Source organism: Collinsella sp. TF12-2AT, assembly GCF_003436735.1.
GTDB lineage: Bacteria > Actinomycetota > Coriobacteriia > Coriobacteriales > Coriobacteriaceae > Collinsella.
Genome location: NZ_QSQK01000004.1, coordinates 29,808 through 45,628, shown reverse-complemented (window position 1 = coordinate 45,628; position 15,821 = coordinate 29,808). Strand labels below are relative to the sequence as shown.

12 protein-coding genes are annotated in these 15,821 nt (G+C 61.4%); 3 read left to right on the top strand and 9 right to left on the bottom strand.

The genetic code is table 11. From position 1 onward, the window contains the following. Positions 1–14 precede the first annotated feature (14 nt). Positions 15–2,915 carry an ATP-dependent helicase gene (locus tag DXD24_RS04000; protein ID WP_117646231.1) on the bottom strand — a complete coding sequence of 967 codons (2,901 nt, stop codon included), beginning with the start codon at positions 2,913–2,915 and terminating at the stop codon, positions 15–17. 227 nt (positions 2,916–3,142) lie between these two features. Beyond that, positions 3,143–4,123, bottom strand: a complete 981-nt coding sequence (locus tag DXD24_RS03995; RefSeq protein WP_117646230.1) for an undecaprenyl-diphosphate phosphatase — start codon at positions 4,121–4,123, stop codon at positions 3,143–3,145. Between the two features lie 249 nt (positions 4,124–4,372). Between DXD24_RS03995 and DXD24_RS03990 the strand changes: the two genes are divergently transcribed. Beyond that, entirely contained in the window at positions 4,373–4,810 is a 438-nt protein-coding gene (locus DXD24_RS03990; RefSeq protein WP_006235921.1) for a universal stress protein, read from the top strand. A gap of 312 nt (positions 4,811–5,122) precedes the next feature. Here DXD24_RS03990 and DXD24_RS03985 read toward each other — a convergent pair whose 3' ends face one another. From DXD24_RS03985 to purH, 4 genes are all read right to left on the bottom strand, one after another. Continuing rightward, a complete protein-coding gene (locus DXD24_RS03985) occupies positions 5,123–6,166 on the bottom strand; it encodes a sensor histidine kinase (protein WP_117646229.1) in 1,044 nt (347 codons plus the stop codon). A 9-nt stretch (positions 6,167–6,175) separates the two neighbouring features. Beyond that, positions 6,176–6,847, bottom strand: coding sequence for a response regulator transcription factor (locus tag DXD24_RS03980; RefSeq protein WP_117646228.1), 672 nt, complete (start codon positions 6,845–6,847; stop codon positions 6,176–6,178). A gap of 179 nt (positions 6,848–7,026) precedes the next feature. After that, on the bottom strand, positions 7,027–7,758 hold the full coding sequence (locus DXD24_RS03975; protein ID WP_117646227.1) for a hypothetical protein: 732 nt from the start codon (positions 7,756–7,758) through the stop codon (positions 7,027–7,029). A gap of 222 nt (positions 7,759–7,980) precedes the next feature. Further along, positions 7,981–9,588: a bifunctional phosphoribosylaminoimidazolecarboxamide formyltransferase/IMP cyclohydrolase gene (gene purH, locus DXD24_RS03970; RefSeq protein WP_117646226.1), complete on the bottom strand. Its 1,608-nt coding sequence runs from the start codon at positions 9,586–9,588 to the stop codon at positions 7,981–7,983. A 277-nt stretch (positions 9,589–9,865) separates the two neighbouring features. Between purH and DXD24_RS03965 the strand changes: the two genes are divergently transcribed. After that, the gene (locus DXD24_RS03965) at positions 9,866–10,507 is read left to right on the top strand and encodes an N-acetyltransferase (protein WP_117646225.1); all 642 of its coding nucleotides are present in this window, start codon (positions 9,866–9,868) and stop codon (positions 10,505–10,507) included. Between the two features lie 452 nt (positions 10,508–10,959). Here the strand turns inward: DXD24_RS03965 and DXD24_RS03960 are convergent, their stop codons facing one another. Beyond that, positions 10,960–12,906 (bottom strand): DUF2207 domain-containing protein, encoded by a 1,947-nt coding sequence (locus DXD24_RS03960; protein ID WP_158550141.1) that lies wholly within the window; start codon positions 12,904–12,906, stop codon positions 10,960–10,962. A gap of 508 nt (positions 12,907–13,414) precedes the next feature. Between DXD24_RS03960 and gluQRS the strand changes: the two genes are divergently transcribed. Continuing rightward, the gene (gene gluQRS, locus DXD24_RS03955; RefSeq protein WP_271728931.1) at positions 13,415–14,419 is read left to right on the top strand and encodes a tRNA glutamyl-Q(34) synthetase GluQRS; all 1,005 of its coding nucleotides are present in this window, start codon (positions 13,415–13,417) and stop codon (positions 14,417–14,419) included. Between the two features lie 17 nt (positions 14,420–14,436). Here the strand turns inward: gluQRS and DXD24_RS03950 are convergent, their stop codons facing one another. Then, positions 14,437–15,162 carry a metallophosphoesterase gene (locus DXD24_RS03950; protein ID WP_117646223.1) on the bottom strand — a complete coding sequence of 242 codons (726 nt, stop codon included), beginning with the start codon at positions 15,160–15,162 and terminating at the stop codon, positions 14,437–14,439. 85 nt (positions 15,163–15,247) lie between these two features. Then, positions 15,248–15,487: a hypothetical protein gene (locus DXD24_RS03945; RefSeq protein WP_117646222.1), complete on the bottom strand. Its 240-nt coding sequence runs from the start codon at positions 15,485–15,487 to the stop codon at positions 15,248–15,250. Positions 15,488–15,821 lie beyond the last annotated feature (334 nt).

Here is a 15,821-nt window from a genome sequence, read left to right as displayed (position 1 = left end):
CAGGTCCGCCGGGATTACGACAGCTTGACGATCGGTGCAAAACCTTTCATGAGCTTTTTAGTCTGGCCGGTTTTTTCGAATTGAACCTCGATCATGTCTCCGGCGACCGAGATCACGGTACCGGTGCCAAAGGTCTTGTGGCTCACGGTATCGCCCGCGGCAAAGTCCTGCGACGCGCTGGCGCGATCGACCTTGCGCTCCACCGTCGGCGACACCTTGGACGACGGCTTTTTAGCTCGCGGCGCGCCCGAACCAAAGGTCGAGGCAACACGGCCGGCGTCGGGCGAAACCCCGCGATGGCGCTCGGTGCCATAGGTGCTGCCACCAAAGAAATCGTCGAAGCTCGATCCGCCGCGCGAACCGGAACCGCCGGTCGAGCGCGTATGCGAACCGAACACCTTGCCGCCATACATATCCGAGCCCATGCCCGAGCCAAAGGTGCCGTGACGGTCGCCGCGCTTCTCCCAGCCCGTGCCCTCAAAACCGGCAGAACCGATACCGCTAAACTCGATATCCTCAAACGGAATCTCGTTGAGGAAACGAGAGCGCGGGTTGGCAGAGGTCGAGCCGTAGGTGCGACGCGTGGCCGCATAGGTCAGGAACAGGCGCTTACGGGCACGCGTGATGGCAACGTAGGCCAGGCGACGCTCCTCCTCGAGCTTGCCCGGGTCATCGCTGCCGCCAAAGTCGTGCACGTGCGGGAAGATACCCTCCTCCATGCCGGCCACGAACACCGCCGGGAACTCCAGGCCCTTGGCGGAGTGGATGGTCATCATGGTAATGGCATGCGTCTCGCCGGCCAGGGAATCCAAGTCGGAGCGCAGGGCCAGCCACTCCATGAGTGCCGGCAGTGCCTTACAGGTGAGCGGACCGTAGGTGCGCTCGATCTCGTCGGCATGCACGGCGCCCGCCGGTAGCTCTGTTGGCACGGCATACGCGTTGCCCGCGATGGCGGCGGCCAAGGCATCCTGCGGCGAGAGCGCCGGGGCGGCTAGGCTATCGAGCGGATTGGAGCCCGCGGCGTCACGAGCGCCGACAAGTGCCTCAAACGAGGATGCCGGAGCGGACGGCCCCGGCTCGGGCGCGGGCGCACTCACCACGACGGGCTCGGGCTCGGCACTGACAGGCACATCGGCAACACCGGCTGCACGCAGCTCTTCCAAGCTCTCGAGCGTGCCCTCGATATCCTCGTGCGTCTCCTCAAATTCGGCAGCGACGCCCAGGAATTCCTGGATGTTCTCGGCGCGGCTCTCGGACTCCATGGTGCCCTCGGCGCGGAACGCCTGCAGCAGGCCCGTCTTGTCGACAATCATCTCGACGACGTCCTTGAGCTCGCCGTCCATGCGGCGGCCCTCGCGCACCAGCGCCACAAAACTCGACAGGCCGTTGCGCACCTTCGCGCTAAACATGCCCGTCTCGGCTGTTGCGATCTCGCAGGCCTGGAAGAACGAGCAACGGTTGCCGCGCGCAAGCTGCTCGATCTTTTGGATCGAGGTGGAGCCGATGCCGCGACGCGGCGTGTTGATGACGCGCTTGACGCTCATCTCGTCTGCCGGGTTCACGATCATCTTGAGGTAGGCCATGACGTCGCGGATCTCGGCACGGTCGAAGAATCGCGTGCCGCCCACAATCTTGTAGGGCACGCCCGCGCGCAGGAACATATCTTCGAGAATACGCGACTGGGCGTTGGTGCGATAGAACACAGCGATGTCGTCGTAGCTCGTGCCCTTGGAGTGCAGCTTTTCGATCTCGCCGGCAATCCAGCGGCCCTCGTCGCGCTCATCGCTTGCCTGGAAGGCCTGGATCTTCTCGCCGTCGCCCTCGGCCGTAAACAGGCGCTTGTCCTTGCGTTGCGAGTTGTGACGCACCACGGCGTTGGCGGCGCTCAGGATATGACCCGTGGAGCGGTAGTTCTGCTCCAGCTTGACGGTCTTGCAGTTTTTAAAGTCCTTCTCAAAGTCCAGGATGTTGGTGATGTCGGCGCCACGCCAGCTGTAAATGGACTGGTCATCGTCGCCTACGACCATGAGGTTTTGGTACTTGGCGGCCAGCAGGTTGGCGATCTCGTACTGGACGTGGTTGGTGTCCTGATACTCGTCGACGCTAATGTAGCGGAAGCGCTCCTGGTACTTGTCGAGCACCTCGGGGCGGGTGCGCAGCAGCTCGAGCGCGCGTACGAGCAGGTCGTCGAAGTCCATCGCGTTGGCGGCGCGCAGGCGGCGCTCCAGCTCCAAGTAGACCTGCGCGGCCTTTTTGTCGTTGGGGCTATCGGCGGACTTGAGCATATCCTCGGGACCGATCATGGCGTTTTTGGCCGAGCTGATCTTGCTGCGGATCATGTTGATGGGGAACTGCTTTTGCTCGATGCCGAGCGCCTGCATAATATCGCGCACCATGCGCTTTGAGTCGTCGTCATCGTAGATGGTGAACTGCCCGGTGTAGCCCAGCAGATCGGCGTCCTCGCGCAGCATACGCACGCACATGGCGTGGAACGTGCACACCCACATGCCGCGGGTGCCGCTGGGAATGAGCGCCGCCAGACGCTCGCGCATCTCTGCCGCGGCCTTGTTGGTAAACGTAATGGCAAGAACCTGCCAAGGCTTAACGCCCAGGTCGCCGAGCATATGTGCGATGCGGAAGGTCAAAACGCGGGTCTTGCCCGAGCCGGCGCCGGCGAGGACCAGCAACGGACCCTCGGTGGTGAGCACCGCCTCGCGCTGGGCGGGATTAAGGCTGTCGATGTCGACAAACGGCTTTGCGGGCGCAGGAGCCGGCGCGGGAGCGTCGTAGATGTCGAGCGGGACGAGTTCGGGCTCCGGCGCAGCGGGGGCGACGTATACATCGAGCGGCACGGGTTCCGGCGCGGGAGGCACGGGTACCGTGGTGTTCTTTTCCCAGGGCAAGGGCTGGGTCATGGGCGACTCCTCATCTGACGGACGGCGCGCCTGCGGGCAGCGCCATAGTTTGAGCCGTACCAGTATACCGAGCCGCGCGGACACCGACGCAAATCACACCACGACTCCGTGCGCCACCATCGGACCCACCCCATCGCCCAAAAAAGAGGGCAGCATAGACCTTTTGGTCATGCCACCCTCTTTGAATGACAAGCTGTCGCTCTGGCCGCCGCGCAGCGTCGACTAAGTTAGAGGCCGAGCATGGGCTCCAGAACGAAGAAGTATGCGAGCACTACGATGCCCAGGATGATGCGGTAAACACCGAAGCACTTAAAGTCGTGACGGCGGACGAAGCCCATGAGCCACTTGATGGCGATGAGCGAAACCACAAAGGCAACAACGCAGCCCACGCCCAAGATGGCGATCTCGTTGGTGCCGAACGTGCCGCCCTTGATGAAGTACTTGACCAGCTTGAGCGCACTCGCGCCAAACATGACAGGAATGGCCAGGAAGAACGTGAACTTAGACGCCACCGAGCGCGTGCAGCCCAAAAGCAGGCCGCCGATGATGGTAGAACCGGAGCGAGACGTACCAGGCACCAGCGAAAGCACCTGGAAGCAGCCGATACCCAGCGCAGTCTTCCAGCTGAGGTCCTCGAGCGTGGCGATGGAACCAAAGTCCAGGTTCTCGTCATCGTCCTCATCCTCAGCGGTAGCCGTGGCGGGCGCCGCAAAGTGCGCACCGGCGGGACGTCCACCCGACACCACAGCACGCGAACCAAACGAACCGGCAACGGCCATTTCCTCGCGCTTGCTCGCGCGCCAGTTCTCGATCACGATAAACAGCACGCCGTACACGATGAGCGCCAGCGCCACGACGGGAGCATTGTAGAAATGCTCCTCCATCCAGTCGTTGAGCGGCAGGCCGATCGCCGCCGCAGGAATGCAACCGAGCACAATCTTGCCCCACAGCACCCAGGTGTCGCGACGGCCCTCCTTGCCCTTGCTAGGCGAGAACGGGTTGAGCTCGTGGAAAAACAGCACGCAGACGGCCAGAATGGCGCCGAGCTGAATCACGACCAGGAACATATTCCAGAACGTCTCGCTCACGTTCATCTTGACGAACTCGTCCACCAAGATCATGTGGCCCGTCGACGAAACGGGCAGCCATTCGGTGATGCCCTCGACCAGGCCCATGAAGGCAGATTTTAGAAGCTCGATAATATCCAAAGGGACCCCCTCGTTAGACACCCGCCGGTAGATGTTCTGCGGACGATGCGGGCGATGTCCCATTATCAACCGTTGGCGGTGCGACCGCGCCTACCCTTACCAAAAAACTCGCCCGTTCACAGAATTGCGAGCAGTTAAACCGAAATCCTTGGGTATAACTGCAACAAGATAAAGTGTCCGGCGGTCAACGCACCCGCGCCCGCCCGACGCACGAGCCCCGCGCCCGTGCGATAGACCAAGGAGGAAACCATGAACGAGGGCTACACCAAGGTATTTGTTTCACTCGACGGTACTGAGCAGCAGGATTTTGTGCTCGCACGCGCCATCAAAGTCGCCGCGAACAACGGCGCTAAGCTGATCATCGGCCACGTCATCGATTCCACGGCACTCGAGAGCGCCGGCTCCTATCCGGTCGACCTGGTCAACGGCCTAGAGGAGGCATTTAAGAACTCCATCGCCAAGCAGCTCGAAGAGGCCAAGGCCAATCCCGACATTCCCGAGGTCGAGGTCATGATTCGCGCCGGCCGCATTCGCGAGACGCTCAAGGACGAGATGCTCGACGTGGTCAAGCCCGACCTGGTGCTCTGCGGCGCCCGCGGCCTGTCCTCGATCAAGTATGCGCTACTGGGTTCAATTTCGACGTTCCTGCTGCGCAATACGGACTGCGACATTTTGGTTGTGAAGTAGCGTTGCTCCCACCGGCCGCGGGGCCTGCGGGGTTTCCACGGGCACGTCCTCGCCGCGTTGCGGCTGCGGGATGTGCCCTTAGGAAACCCCTCCCGGCCTCGCGGCCTTCGCGGCCTTACTTCAGCGAGTTGGCTGATAAAAGATGGCGTGCCGCCCCGTTTGGGGCGGCACGTTTTGTTTGGGCTGCACGTTTTTGTTTTGGGAGATCCATTTGAGCCTCATAGTTATGTTCACGTTCGGGAACATAACGCCAGTTGCCTTAGTCAAGTTCACGTTCGGGAACATAGCCGTCCGCACCGCAAGACGGCCCGGCTACTCAAAGTATTGGAACTTGTTCGTTGAGAAGGAAAACGTTACGACAAAGCCTTCGCCGGAGTCGGATGCTGCGGTGACGTCGATGCCCATCTTGGAGCACAGACGCGCCACCAGGTAGAGGCCGATGCCCGTTGCGCGCTTGGTGGTGCGGCCGTTGTCGCCGGTAAAACCTTTCTCGAACACGCGCGGCAGGTCGGCCGCGCTCACGCCGCAGCCGTTGTCCGCGACGGTAAGCTCGATGCGTTCGCTCGCCAGGCCCTCGTCCAGCAACGCGCCCGAAAACACGATCTTTGCGCCGTCCTCGCGCGCATATTTGATGCTGTTCTGAATAAGCTGGCCTAGAATAAACTCGAGCCACTTCTCGTCGGTAAAGACCTCAAAGTCGAGGTTCTCGCACACCGGAGCCACGTGCGCCGCGATAAGCTCGCGCGCGTTGGCTTTAATCGCGCCCGTCACCAAGGTCTTGAGATTCCAGCGACGAATCAGGTAGTCGCGCTCCACGACTTCCGAGCGCGCGTAGTACAGTGCCTGGTCGATATAGCGCTCCACGCGAGCCAGCTCGCGACCCAGGTCATCCACACGCGACAGGTCGTCTTCGCTGCCATCCAGGTTTTCCAAAATCAGATGGGCCGCCGCCAGGGGCAGCTTGGCCTCGTGGACCCAGCTCTCGATATAGTCGCGATAGTCATCGGTCTGACGCCGGCCCTCGGCAACCTCGTCGCAGGCGGCTTTGCCCACCCGGCACAGGACCTCGTACTCGAGCTCGCCCTCGGCATAGGTCGGGCATTGCACCATCTCCTGGACCCATGCGGGACTCTCGAGCTCCTCTGCCGCGCGCTCCAACTGACGCAGAAAACGGCGACGGCGAGCGTACTCGATCACGATGCCGAGCATACCGAAGATAAAGGACACGCCAACCGCCACGACCACGATAGAAACGGGTGCGCCGGCGACCGTCAGCACAAAGCAGCTCAGCAGCACGCCGCACGTCCACACGGCGACGGGAAGCAGTGCATCTTTAAAGAACTTGCCAAACGACATAGCCGGCCCCTAGACCGAATAGCCTTGGCCGCGATGCGTCGTCAAATACCCCTTGATGCCGATTTTTTCGAGCGTGGTGCGCAGGCGGTTGATGTTGACGGTGAGCGTATTGTCGTCCACGAAGGCGTCGGAGTCCCACAGGTCCTGCATGATGGCCGAGCGCGAAACGATCTTGCCCGCGCGGCTCAGAAGCAGCGAGAGGATACGCAGCTCGTTTTTGGTGAGCTCGGTGCTAGTGCCGGTTTGCGTGTTGGTGACCATGGAGCGGGCGAGGTCGAGCTCCAGCCCCTTGTGGACGAGCGTGCTGCGCTCGCCCGCCGCCGCGGTGCGACGCAGCAAGGCATTGATGCGCGCCACGAGCACGCGTGCGCTATAGGGCTTGGGAACGAAGTCGTCCGCGCCGAGCGTCATGGCCATGACCTCGTCGATCTCGGTCGTGCGCGACGTGAGGACGATGATGGGGACCTCGGATTCGCGGCGAACCTCGTGGCAGATATGCTGGCCGTCCTTGACGGGAAGCGTGAGGTCGAGCAGCACCAGGTCGGGCGCGGCGGCGAGAATATCGCGCGAGACATGCTCGAACGATTCGCAGGCCTCGATTTCAAACCCGGCGCGGGCAAGGATGTCGACAAGCTCACGACGAATGGGCTCGTCGTCCTCAACGATATAGATTAGCGCCATGGATTCCGCTCCCCTCTTGATTGTCTTGCCACCATTATGGCTGCGAAACTGCAGGTGCGCGCCACGCACGTCGCCAAGGTGACAGAACTGTTCGCGAGCGGGGGCGTTTTGTCCGCCTCGCACTCGCAGCGGTGGCGGGAACCAAAATGATTCTTTAATCCCCGTCCCAGAATAATCATTTAGCGGCGGGCGCGAAGCTTTTCGTAGCCGTCGGCAAAGAAGGCGACCGTCGCGGCATCAGACTCGGCGGCGTCGGCGTCGGTGGCAGGCACCACGCCGTGCTCGTCGCTTACCAGGAACAAGGCGCCCTTGAGCTGTGCGGGAATGTCCACGCGCGTGACCGGGATGCCCTTGGTCTGGGCCAGCTGCTCTATGAGCGTCGCCGTGCCACACAGGCACTCGTCCGCCGGCGCCACAAAGGCCAGCTCGCCGTTGTTGACGGCAGCGAGCAGCTCGGGCGCCACGCCGGTTTCGTCGGCCTCGGAGCGGGCCTCGGCGGAGCGGGCACGCAGCGCCTTGGCCGAAGTATCGGCCAGCGGCTCGTACTCACCCACCGTCATGGCGGCATTGCCGTTAACGTCGATCACCAGCATGAGCACGCCGTCGTGCGCGGTGTAATCGCCCTCGGCAAGCGACCACTCAACGTGCTGCTTGGCCCAGCTGAGCATGTTATGGGTAAGCGGCTCGCCCTGCACCAAGCGCTCGGACAGCGCGCGAATGTGACGGTTGAGCATGGGCACCTTTTTGTTGGACATGCGCCAACGGCAGATAAGCGCGGGCTTGTCGAGCGTAAACTTCTCGACCGCCTCCTGATTGGCGCAAAAGTCCTCGTACGCACGCCGGTCCTCGGCATTGCCAAACAGCTCTGCATCATCAATCTGGGGCATGGTCATACCTTTCGTGTTAGTCATTCCGTCCTCTTATACCAAAAAGACGGCCCTCCAAACGGAGCGGCCGTCTTTTGCAGAGATTATTTTGACGATATGGTCAGGCGACCGATCAACTTAATGGGATAGAACAACATCCCATTAAGGGTTTTCCAAGTGCCCGAGATTGCCCCGAAAGAGGAGCGCCGCGTACTAAATGTACGCAAGCGACGGTTTGAGGGGCAAGGTCGGGTGCTTGGGAAAGCCCTAGTGCCTAAAATGCCTGGCACCCGTGAAGACCATCGCAATACCATGCTCGTTGCAGGCCTGGATGCTCTCGTCATCGCGCTTGGAGCCGCCGGGCTGGATGATGCAGGTCACGCCGTGTGCGGCAAGCACGTCGACGTTGTCGCGGAACGGGAAGAACGCGTCGCTTGCGCAGGCAAAGCCGCCCTTCTCCACGCCCTCGCGCTCGCAGAAGTCCTCGGCGCGCTCGCAGGCAAGCAGCGCAGAGTCAACGCGGTTGGGCTGACCGGGGCCCATGCCAATGCCGGCCTTGCCCTTGGAGACCAGGATGGCGTTGGACTTGACGCCCTTGCAGACCTTCCAGGCAAACTCGAGCTCGGCCATCTCAGCGTCGGTGGGCTTGCGATCGGTGGGGAACGTAAAGGTCGCGGGATCCTCGGTCACGTGGTCAACTTCCTGCACCAGCATGCCGCCGTCGATGGAGCGCAGCTCCACCTGGGCGCCGTGGTCCACGCCGCCGGTAGCCAGCACGCGCAGGTTGGGACGCTTAGCCATGCGTTCGAGTGCCTCATCGGTGTAGCTCGGGGCGATGATGACCTCGACGAACTGCTTGTTCTGATCGGCAAAGTGCTCAACCAGCTCAAAGGGAACCTCACGGTTGCAGGCGATGATGCCGCCGAAGGCGCTCTTGGGATCGCAGGCAAAAGCGCGGTCGTAGGCGGCCGTGATGTCCTCGGCAACGGCGGAACCGCAGGGGTTCTGATGCTTGAGGATCACGCAGGCCGGCTCGTCGAACTCGCGGACCAGGTTCCAAGCGGCATCGGCGTCCAGATAGTTGTTGTAGCTGAGCGGCTTGCCCTGGATCTGCTCGGAGCCCACAAGCGGGAACTGAGAGCTCGCGGTGTTCTCGCAGCCCTCGGCAAAGCGGTAGACCGTAGCCTTTTGCTGAGGATTCTCACCATAGCGCAGGTCGTCGACCTTCTCCAGCGAAATCTCGAGCTTGGCAGAGGTATCCGCCACGTCACTTGCCTGGGCGGCAAGCCAACGGGAGATAGCCGTGTCGTAGGCGGCGGTGGTCTGGTAGACCTTCACCTGCAGGCGACGACGGGTGGAAAGCGTGGTGCAACCGCCGGTCTCGTGCATCTCGGCCAGGACGGCGTCGTAGTCGGCCGGATCGGAGATGACGGTAACGCTCGTGGCGTTCTTGGCAGCAGAGCGCAGCATGGAGGGACCGCCGATGTCGATGTGCTCGATGGCATCCGCGAAGGTGACCTCGGGGTTGGCAACGGTCTTCTCGAACTCGTACAGGTTGACGACGACCAGGTCGATCAGCTTAATGCCGTGCTGAGCGGCCTCCTGCATGTGCTGCTCGGAATCGCGGCGGGCCAGCAGCGCGCCGTGAACCTTGGGGTGCAGGGTCTTAACGCGGCCGTCCATCATCTCGGGATAGCCCGTGAACTCCTCGATGGGGGTTACGGGAACGCCCGCGTCCTCGATGGCACGAGCCGTGCCGCCCGTAGAGATGATCTCGACGCCAAAGTCATCGACCAGCGTCCGTGCGAAATCGACGACGCCCGTCTTATCGGTAACCGAGATCAACGCGCGTGCGATCTTCACATCAGATCCCATGCAGTCCTCCTGTCTGGTACGCCGCCGTGCTCTGTGAGTCGGTGATACGTCGATCTGCAGCGCTCGCGCAGCGGCATTGAAAATACTGATTTAATGTAGCGCATCGAGCGCGTCGATGCACCCCGCAACGGTCGCATGTGCAGAAAAAGCTTGCGAGCGGAGGGCATGGGCGCAGCACCGGGCGCGGTGAGTTCATGGAACACAGGGGCACCATAATTAGATGCCAATGGCGTGGTAGAACTGTGCTCGATATGCATCCGCAAAAGAAAGAGGCACTATGGTCTCGCGGGTTCTCTACCGACCGTTTGACACCGAAGACTTCGACGCCATCGCGCTGATTCTGCAGCAGCTTTGGCATAACAATTCGGATAACGATGAGTACAACCGCCTCGAAGCCGCGTGCGACCTCGCCTATTGCCTTTCTTCCTCAACGTTTTCGCAGGTTGCAGTTATAGATGGCGAGGCGCGCGGCATTTCGCTTGCGCGTGCGGGACAGAGCTCCGGCACCGCCGTCAGGGAACATTGGATGGATACTGAGCGTACACTGCTGTCGCAGATGCGTGAGCTAGAACCCGAGTCGTGCGCCGAGTATCTCTCGTTTGTGCGCGCCACCATTCGAACCAACAACCGCCTGCTCGAGAAAAGCCCACTGCCGCATGACAATGAGGTCACGCTGCTCGCCGTCGACCCTGACGTCCACGGCCTGGGCGTGGGATCGGTGCTGCTCGACGCCGCAATCTCACATCTGTCCTCGTGCGGGGCGACCAGCGCACACCTGTACACCGACTCCAACTGCTCGTGGAAGTTCTACGAGTTGCACGGCTTTAAGCGCACGGCCACGCACCGCGCCAACCGCGAAGAGCGTCGTCACGACATGCCGCGCGAAAGCTTTCTCTACGAACTCGACCTAACAGCCTAGCCCAAGCAGCCACAACTAGTCATTTAAGAACGTCCCCAATGACTGATCCCCAACAACTAGTCATTTAAGTCTGTCCCCAATGAGTGGCCTAGGGGGTTTGTAGATAGCCGTGGTCAAAATACATCAAATATGAGTACTGTTACCTTTTTAGTAGCAGCGATTCGGGGCATTTTTGATGCTTATAGGCATGACGACCAGCTGCACGAGCTGACGTAACTCCCCAAATGTTCAATAAAATGGGCTCCTAACGAGAAGTACTCTCATTAGGAGCCCATTATTATGTGCAAACATATGTGACCAACGCAGCAACAGTACTCATATTTGGCATTTTTTGTCCACTGCCCCTTGCGCGAAGGTCCGCAGCGGAAAGTTTGACCCGTTTCGATGCACAAAAATGGGATGAATCTTCCCTGGCAACCGCCCAGAAAGATCCACCCCAAAGCAAGCGCTCGCTAGAACGTTCCGCCGCCGCCTCCGCCGACGCCGCCGCCTCCGCCGCCCGAGAAGCCGCCACCACCGCCGCCACTCGAGCTATCGGAGCTCGAAGCCAACTCGCGGATGGTCTCGTGATACACATCGTTGAACGAATCGAGCGGAGACTCGTTGCCGTAGTGATGGTAATACCACCAGTAGCAGGGGTAGTTGTCGTAGAAATCATCGCTGTTGCGCAGGTCCGCAGGCACGGCCTCGGCCAGCTGTCGCAGCACTTCTTTCGAAACGCCCAGGGCAACGCCCATCACCAGCAGCTTGTTCCACAGCACCAGATCGCCCGGGACGGCTTCCTTTAGGCGTGTGAAATCCTCGAGCCAATGCTTGAGCGCCTTGCAGCGAGCCGCCACCTCGGCGCCCTCCGGCGTGTAACGGCGGAAGGTGCAGCTCAGGACAAAGCCCACGATCGTAACGGGGATCGAGATCATAGCGGCACCGACGTTGGCGTCCGCAAAGTCGGTATAGAACAGAGAGCCCAGGATGCCAAAGACAATGATGATGCCGAGAACCAGGCCGGCCACCATCGCGATAGTGCCATCCGATGCAATAAGCTCGCGCGCCTCCAGCTTGCCCTTAACTGTGCTCTGATAGTCCTCGAGCTTGTCGCCAACAGATGTGGTGCGCTCGCTAGCGTACTCCTCCAGCTCGCTAAACGTGCGCGAACGGACTCCGTCCTTATCGGGCTTAACGCCAGCAAAGAAGACCTTGAGCACGTCGCGATCGATGCCGTCCTTCTTGGCAGCCTTCCAGGCCTCGTCGGTCACTGTGATGCGATACGTCTGCTCCTCTTTTTCGCGACGGAGCAGACCCTTCTTCTTGGTCTCGGTCGCTTCTTCCAGCTTGATCACGCGGTCGTCGGTGAGCTTCATAAGCGTGGCGATATATGCCTGATCGGGCACGTCGTTCCAGCTCATGAGAGCTGCAAGCACCGCGGGATGGTCGGCCGAGGGCACATCGCGGAAGTACTCGTCCTGAAAGAGCGGCTTGGGCTTGGACCTGCGCAGCTTAAGCATCACGATCACACCGGTATAGGCAACCGCCACGACAACACACACCACGGCAATCGCGCCGGCAACCGCACGCGCGTGCTCACGGCGAGCGTTGGCCTCGTCGGCCCATTCCTTCTCTTCGCTCAGAATCGTCGACATGCGCTTTTCGCCCGAGACGGCAAGCTGCGGCACCCAGTCGCTGGGGAAGGCGATGCGTGCCTCGGCGAATTCGCCCTCATGCACGCAGGGAATGGTATAGGTGACCATGGGCTCGTCCGCATCGAGCGACACGTCGCCCGTCAGCGGGCCGTGGCCCCATGCGCGGAAGTTATCGCCCTTGACGGCAGCCGTCCCGGCAGCGGCATTTGCAAAGTAGACTTCCATCTCGACGTCATCGGAGTCCGCAGACCAGCCGTCACCCACAAATTTCCAGTAGAGCTCGGCGGTATCGGCCCAGTTCATAACCGCACCGGTCATGGAATAACTCACGTAGTAGATTGCGCTGTCGCCGCTCTCGTGAGGGCTGAACACCTTAATCTTTACGCCGTCGTCGGACTGCTCCACCGTGTAAACGCCGTCGTCGCCTTTGTTTGCGCTGTCGACCTTGTTAAACGCAGTGTCGTCTTCCTCGACGCTCAGCACATTGACGACCACCGAGCCGCCTTGCTGGTTAGAGCCTGTATTGATATCCCAATACACGCCGTTAATGTCATCGTCGAAATCGAACTGGCGTCCCTCGACAACGGTCAGCGAGCCATCGGCCTCGACCGTGGCGCCGATATAGGTTTGGCTCATGGAGTAGCCGTCGGCGTGCGCGGCGGCAGGCAGCAGCAACAACGCAAGCGCGACGAGTGCGCAGACGGAAGCGAATCGCGCAAACAGGCGGCGCTGCCGACAGGGCTGGGCAACGGGGGCGTTCATAGGCACATCCTTTGTCTGTGATACCAACAGCGTCATTGTCCCACGTTTGCGGGTTCATGTGACGAACATCTAGGCCAGCGGAGTATCAAACGGGACGAAAGTCACGCCCGCCGCCGGCACCTGGGGACGTTCCTTATCTGCCGGCAATCTGGGACACTCCTTGGCATAGCCCGCTCCGGCAATAGATACCACTTCATAGCTCCATCACAGGTGTAGCGGCTTTGTGTGGGCGCGGCATGCGCTGATTGAGCCGCCAGTTGAGGGGCATAAAGCAGTTGAGCGAAAACGGTTTGCCCCTTTGCCGTCCGCTCGAGGATCATGTCCCCCTTTTCCGCGGAAACCCCGGCAGTTGCGAAGAGCTGCCGGGGTTTCTGTCGTTTGAGGGCTAAATTGATTGACGACGATTAAGGTGCCGAGCCGGTGGTCCGGCACGCGCAACGCGCGGCCTCAGCAACTTGCAGGCCACGGCAGCGTCTCCCCCACCGCGCCCCGCGCTATACTCGTCCGCATGGACATCAACGCACGCAACATAGCAACACCCGCCGCCGACGCGCCAACGACGCCGGCCGCTCCCGCGCCCGTCGTGGGGCGCTTCGCCCCGTCGCCCTCGGGCCGTATGCACTTGGGCAACGTGTTCAGCTGCCTGTGCGCATGGCTTTCGGCCCGCAGCCAGGACGGCAGCATCGTGTTACGCATTGAGGACCTGGACGATCGCTGCAAGCGCCCGGAATTTGCCGCCCAATTGATTGACGACCTGGCCTGGCTAGGGCTGGAGTGGGACGAAGGCCCCTACTACCAGCACGACCGCCTGGACCTGTACGAGAGCGCCTTGCGCCGGCTGAAAGACGCCGGCCTCACCTATCCCTGCTTTTGCACACGCGCCGAGCTCCACGCCGCGAGTGCACCGCACGCGAGCGACGGCACGCCCATCTACCGTGGTGTCTGCCGAAGTCTTTCGGCCGAGGAGGTGGCCCGCCGCAGCGCCCTGCGCGCCCCGGCCACACGTCTGTGCGTGCCCACCGTCGACGACCTCGCAGACGACGTGATCGAATTTGTGGACCGCACGTACGGGGCCCAATGCGAGGCGCTCGCCACCGAGTGCGGCGACTTTTTGGTCCGCCGCAGCGACGGCGTGTTTGCCTATCAGCTAGCCGTGGTGGTCGACGACGCCGCCATGGGCGTCACCGAGGTCGTGCGCGGATGCGACCTGCTGGGGTCCACGCCGCGCCAGATCTATCTGCAGCACCTGTTGGGACTGCCCACGCCGCACTACGCACATATTCCGCTGCTCATGGCACCGGACGGCCGCCGCCTTTCCAAACGAGATCGCGATCTGGACCTGGGCGAACTCCGCGCCCGCTTTGGCACGCCCGAAGCGCTGCTGGGCTGGCTCGCCGGGCAAACGGGCATCGCGCCGGACACCACGCCGCGCTCTGCCGAGCGGCTGGTCGAGCACTTTAGCTGGGATGTTATCCGCGCGCACCGAGAGAACATCACTGTAACGGCCGAGTAGCCAAATACGCCCCACCCCTACGCAACATCCCAAGGCTGGAGTTCGTCGCCCAGGCGAACGATGCAGTCGTAGAGCACGGTATGGCGCTCGGTCGGGTTGGCATCCCGATGAAAATGCCCGTAATACCAGCGCTTGTAGTCCAAGCGGTCTTCCAACTCGTCAAAAAATGCCGTAAGTCGATCGACGGCGGGGCAATTCCAGCCGGGCGCCGGATAGAGCGTGGGCGAAAGCATGCGCGTAGAGCAGGTGTGGGTGACCACGTAGTCGACCTTCCAGCCCACGCTGTCGAGCTTCGTCCGTGCCTCCTCAAAGTTGCGCTCACCCGGCAACTCCTGCGGCCACCAGCTGGAATACGGAATGCGGTATTCCTTGTCCACGCTCGTGGCGCCGCCCATGGTAAAGACCGTTGAGCCGTCGAGTTCAAAAACCTCGCCGCGCGTCAGGCGCCGTATGGGCGAGGTGTCCGACAGGCGCTGTGTCAGTCCGCCGTGCCACAACTCCATGGGTCGCTCCACCCAGTGGTCGAAACGTTCGTGGTTGCCGTCGACGAACAGCACGGTATAGGGGCGCGACTCCAGCCAAGCGATGTCGGCGCACTCCTCGGCAGAGAAATCCCACGGAAAGCCAAAGTCGCCGGCAATGATGAGATAGTCGTCGCTCGTCAGGCTTTCCCCAAGATCCCAATCGCGCAGCTTTTGCATGTCGAGGCCGCCGTGAATATCGCCCGTCACATAGACCGTCATCGGATCACCACTTCCCTGTAAGTCGCTAGCCCACATTCTGCACGATCACTAAGCCAACCGTTCCAGCCCTTCCATCCCTCAGGGCTTACCCCTCGTTCTTCCATCCAAACGGGTCGAGCACCCAAAAAATCAGATCGAGCACGCCGCCGGTCATCATTGCGCCGGCAAAGGCCATGCAAACGTGCAGAGAGCTGGTACTTCGGAGCACGTCGAACGGCCCCAGAACAGCCAGCAGCGCGACCGCTGCGCCGGCTACGCACAGCGCGAGGCACGGCCCCGCGTCCTTGACGCATTTCTTTGCGAGATGTTTGGTGTTGTCACTCATCAATATCGAACTCCTTAGAGGGTCGTTGTTTGGGTACATGCCGCCGCGACATAGCAGGGCGGCAGGGGAAGTGTCCCATGTCGTGCGGACATCAATGGAGAAACCACCTGCTCGACCAACCCTTGACGCCGTTTTGCACTGGCACCCCATCCCCCGCCATCGAGGTCTAATACTTTTCCCGAGAAGTGAACGGCTGTTTTTAGATCCCTGAAACATCCGCATTTTTCGGCGGCAAAATCGCAGGATTTCAGTACCGAAACCGCAGGAAACGGCACTCCTAAAGTGTCGATGCTTCGGGGGCCCGTTTTAGCTCGTTCACTTCTCGGGAAAAGTA